General features: G+C 73.8%; 5 protein-coding genes. All 5 read left to right on the top strand.

The features are described from left to right. On the top strand, nucleotides 1-413 hold a 413-nt coding region (locus ACE3Q3_RS02510; RefSeq protein ID WP_374441319.1), incomplete at its 5' end, for a branched-chain amino acid ABC transporter permease. Further along, the gene (locus ACE3Q3_RS02505) at nucleotides 410-1,186 is read left to right on the top strand and encodes an ABC transporter ATP-binding protein (protein WP_374441315.1); all 777 of its coding nucleotides are present in this window, start codon (nucleotides 410-412) and stop codon (nucleotides 1,184-1,186) included. The genes ACE3Q3_RS02510 and ACE3Q3_RS02505, both read left to right, overlap by 4 nt. Further along, entirely contained in the window at nucleotides 1,173-1,880 is a 708-nt protein-coding gene (locus ACE3Q3_RS02500) for an ABC transporter ATP-binding protein (protein WP_374441312.1), read from the top strand. The genes ACE3Q3_RS02505 and ACE3Q3_RS02500 overlap by 14 nt, the downstream gene beginning before the upstream one ends. A gap of 5 nt (nucleotides 1,881-1,885) precedes the next feature. Next, nucleotides 1,886-2,890 (top strand): isopenicillin N synthase family dioxygenase, encoded by a 1,005-nt coding sequence (locus ACE3Q3_RS02495; protein ID WP_374441308.1) that lies wholly within the window; start codon nucleotides 1,886-1,888, stop codon nucleotides 2,888-2,890. Next, a partial coding sequence (locus ACE3Q3_RS02490) for a hydantoinase/oxoprolinase family protein (protein ID WP_374441305.1) occupies nucleotides 2,880-4,149 on the top strand: 1,270 nt, incomplete at its 3' end. The genes ACE3Q3_RS02495 and ACE3Q3_RS02490, both read left to right, overlap by 11 nt.

The following is a 4,149-nucleotide window of genomic DNA, read 5'->3' as shown; positions in this document are numbered from 1 at the left end:
CCCATATCGGGCTCGCCATGATCGCCGTGCGCGACGACGAGATCGCCACCGGGGCGGCCTCGGTCGGCGTCACCCGCATCAAGGTCCAGGCCTTCGCGCTCTCGGCCGCCTATGCCGGGCTGGCGGGCGCCCTCTTCGCCCACATGACCAACTTCGTCGCCCCCGACGACTTCAACCTCGGCCACTCGATCATCTACCTCGCCATGCTCATCATCGGCGGCGAGGGTTCGATCCTGGGGGCCATCGCCGGCGCCGTCATCGTCACCTTCATGCCGGAACTGATGCGCGACCTGGGCCAAGCCTACATGATCGTCTTCGGCGGCCTGATGCTGCTGATCCTGATCTTCCTGCCCAAGGGGCTCCTCAGCCTCGCCGCCATGGCCGGACGCCGCATCGGGGGCGGCGGCCGATGACGCCGATCCTCGCGGTCGACGGGCTGTCCAAGAACTTCGGCGGCGTGCGCGCCGTCCAGGCGGTGTCGCTGGCCGTGCCGCCGGGCCTGATCTTCTCCGTCATCGGGCCGAACGGGGCCGGCAAGACCACCTTCATCAACGTCATCACCGGCATCCTGCCGTCGTCCGGCGGCAAGGTCCGCTTTGGTGATCGCGACATCACCGATGCCCCGGCCCATGTCGTGGCCGCCGCGGGCATGGTCCGCACCTTCCAGAACGGGCGCCTCTTCCACCGGCTGACGGTGATGGAGAACGTCCTCGTCGGCGCCCATCACCGGCTGCCGCAGTCGGTCTGGTCGGCGATCGCCGGCGGCGCGGTGCGCCGGCGCACGGCCGAGATCCGGTCCCGCGCCCGCGCCCTCCTGGAGACGCTGGGCCTGCTCGACGATGCCGACCGGCTGGTCGGCGCGCTGCCCTACGGCCGCCAGCGCATGGTCGAGATCGCCCGCGCGCTCGTCTCCGAGCCGAAGCTGCTGCTGCTCGACGAGCCGGCGGCCGGGCTCAACTCGGGCGAGGTCGAGCGGCTGCGCGCCGTGCTCGAGGGCCTGCGCGAGCAGGGCCTGACGCTGCTGCTGGTCGAGCACAACATGGGCTTGGTGATGCGCGTCGCCGACCGCATCGCGGTCATCAGCTTCGGCGAGAAGATCGCCGAGGGCACGCCGGCCGAGGTGCGCGCCGATCCCAAGGTCCTGGAAGCCTATCTCGGGCACGGATACCGCCATGCTGGAGATTGACCGCCTCGCCGTCGCCTACGGCGCGATCGACGCGCTGCACGGCATCTCGCTCGCCGTCGGCGAGCGCGAGGTGGTGGCGCTGGTCGGCGCCAACGGCGCCGGCAAGACGACGCTGCTCCGCACCATCTCGGGCCTGCTGCGGCCGAAGGGCGGCGAGGTCCGCTTCCAGGGGGAGGCGCTGGGCCGCGCCTCGGCCGAGAGCCGGGTCCGTCGCGGCATCGCCCATGTGCCGGAGGGGCGCCGCATCTTCCCGGGCCTGACGGTGATGGAGAACCTCGATGTCGCCACCACCATCTGGCGCCGTCGGGGCATGAGTGCCGCGGCCGACCTCGAGCGCGTCTTCGCCCTCTTCCCGCGCCTGAAGGAACGCTCGCGCCAGCTCGGCTGGTCGCTGTCGGGCGGCGAGCAGCAGATGCTGGCGATCGGCCGGGCGCTGATGGCACGGCCGCGGATGCTGCTGCTCGACGAGCCGTCGCTGGGCCTCGCCCCGCGCCTGTCGGAGGAGGTCTATCGCCGGATCGCCGAGATCAACGGCGACGGCGTCACCGTGCTGCTGGTCGAGCAGAACACCGTCCTCGCGCTCGAGGTCGCGCACCGCGCCTACGTCATCGAGAACGGGCGGATCGTGCTCGACGGCCCGGCGCGCGACCTCGCCCGCCATCCGCGGGTGCGCGAGGCCTATCTCGGAGCCTGACCGCCATGCCGGACACCGCCCCCCTTGCCGCCGCCGTCCCGACGATCGACCTCGCGGGCTTCCTCGCCGGCCGCCCCGGCGCCGCGACCGCGGCCGGTCGCGCCGTCGACCGCGCCTGCCGGGAGGTCGGCTTCCTCACCATCGTCGGGCACGGCGTCCCGGCCGCCCTCGTCGACGCGACCCGGGCCCAGGCGCGGGCCTTCTTCGACCTGCCGCGCGACGAGAAGGCGAAGGTCGCCCGCGCCGCCCCCGCCTTCAACCGCGGCTGGGGGGCCGTCGGCGAGGAGAGCCTGGCCAAGAGCCTCGGCGCCGCAGCGCCGCCGGACTACAAGGAATATCTCGGCATCGGCCCGGTCGACGCCGGCGACGATCCCTATTTCACCCAGCCCGCGGCCTTCCCGCACTTCGCCGCCAACCGCTGGCCGGAGCGGCCGGCCGAACTGCGTCCGGTCTTCACGGAGTATTTCCGGGCGATGGAGCGGCTCGCCTCCGACCTGATGCGGCTCTTCGCGGTCGCGCTCGACCTGCCGGAAGGCTTCTTCGCCGACAAGATCGACCGCCAGTGCGGCAGCCTGCGCGTCATCAACTATCCGGCGCAGGAGGCGGGCCCGGCTGACGGGCAGCTGCGCGCCGGCGCCCATACCGACTATGGCAGCCTGACCATCCTCCATGCCGAGGACCGGCCGGGCGGCCTGCAGGTGCGCTGCACCGACGGCAGCTGGATCGACGTGCGGCCGCGGCCCGAGAGCTTCGTCGTCAACATCGGCGACCTGATGGCGATGTGGACCAACGACCGCTGGGTTTCGACGCTGCACCGGGTCGGCAACCCGGCGCGCGCCGACGCCGCCGCCAGCCGGCGCATCAGCCTCGTCTTCTTCCACCAGCCGAACTACGACGCCGTCATCGAGTGCCTGCCGAGCTGCCTCGCCCCCGGCGCGGCGCCGCGCCACCCGCCGATCACCTCGGGCGCCCACCGCCTCCTCAAGCTGAACCGAGCCAATGCGTACTGAAACCGGCTGGCAGGTCGGCATCGACATCGGCGGCACCTTCACCGACCTGGTGGCGCTGCACCCCGCGACCGGCGAAGTGCGCTCGATCAAGGTGCCGACCCGGCGCGCCGATCCCGTCGCCAGCATCCAGGCGGCACTCGCCGCCGCGGGCCTCGATCCCGCCGAGGTCGCGGACCTCGTCCACGGCACGACGCTCGTCACCAACGCCATCGTCGAGGACCGGGTCGAGCCGGTGGCGCTGGTCGCCACCCACGGGTTCGAGGACGTGCTCGACATCGGCCGCGCCGGGCGCCAGCACCTCTACCGCCTCGACGCCCTGCCCCGCCCGCCGGCGCAGGTGCCGCCGGAGCGCCGGGTCGGCCTCGCCGAGCGCATGGACCATGCCGGCCGGCCGGTGCTGGAGCCGAGCCCGGCCGCCCTCGCCGCGGCGGCGGCCGCCGTCCGCGCGACCGGGGTCGAGAGCGTCGCCGTCTCGCTGCTGCACGCCTACGCCAACCCCGCGCACGAGCAGGCGATGGCGGCCGCGCTCGCCGGGGTCGCGCCCTACCTCTCGCTGTCGCACGCGGTCAATCCCGAGACGCGCGAATTCGAGCGCACGGCGGCGACCGTCCTCAACGCCTCGGTCATGCCGATCGCCGCCCGCTATCTCGACCGCCTGCAGCGCGAGGTGAAGGGTGCCCGGCTGCACGTCATGCACTCGGCCGGCGGCATGGCCTCGCCCGAGGCATCCGCCCGGCGGCCGCTGGCGATGGCACTGTCGGGGCCGGCGGCCGGCGTCTCCGCCGCCGCCCGCGTCGCGGCCGAACTCGGCCTCGACCGGGTGCTGAGCTTCGACATGGGCGGCACCACCACCGACGTCTGCCTCATCGTCGGCGGCGCGGCCGAGATCTCGACGGATTCCAAGCTCGCCGGCCGGCCGGTGCGGCAGCCGATGGTGGCGGTCGAATCGATCGGCGCCGGCGGCGGCTCGCTGGTGCAGTACGGCACCGGCGGCCTGACGATCGGGCCGGAGAGCGCCGGCGCCGACCCCGGCCCCGCCGCCTACGGCCGCGGCGGCACGAGGCCGACGGTGACCGACGCCAACGCCGTGCTCGGCTACCTCGACCCGGCCAAGCGGCTCGGCGGCGCCATCACCCTCGACCCGGCGGCGGCCGCGGCGGCGATGCGGCCGCTGGCGGAGCGCCTCGGCGTCGGTGTCGTGGAACTGGCGCTGGGCGTGCAGCGGGTCGCCAACGCGGCGATGGTGCGGGCGCTCGCCC

Source organism: Allostella sp. (assembly GCF_041913585.1).
Classification (GTDB): domain Bacteria; phylum Pseudomonadota; class Alphaproteobacteria; order ATCC43930; family Allostellaceae; genus Allostella.
Note: the sequence above shows the minus strand (reverse complement) of the source record. Positions and strands in the feature narration are given on the sequence as shown.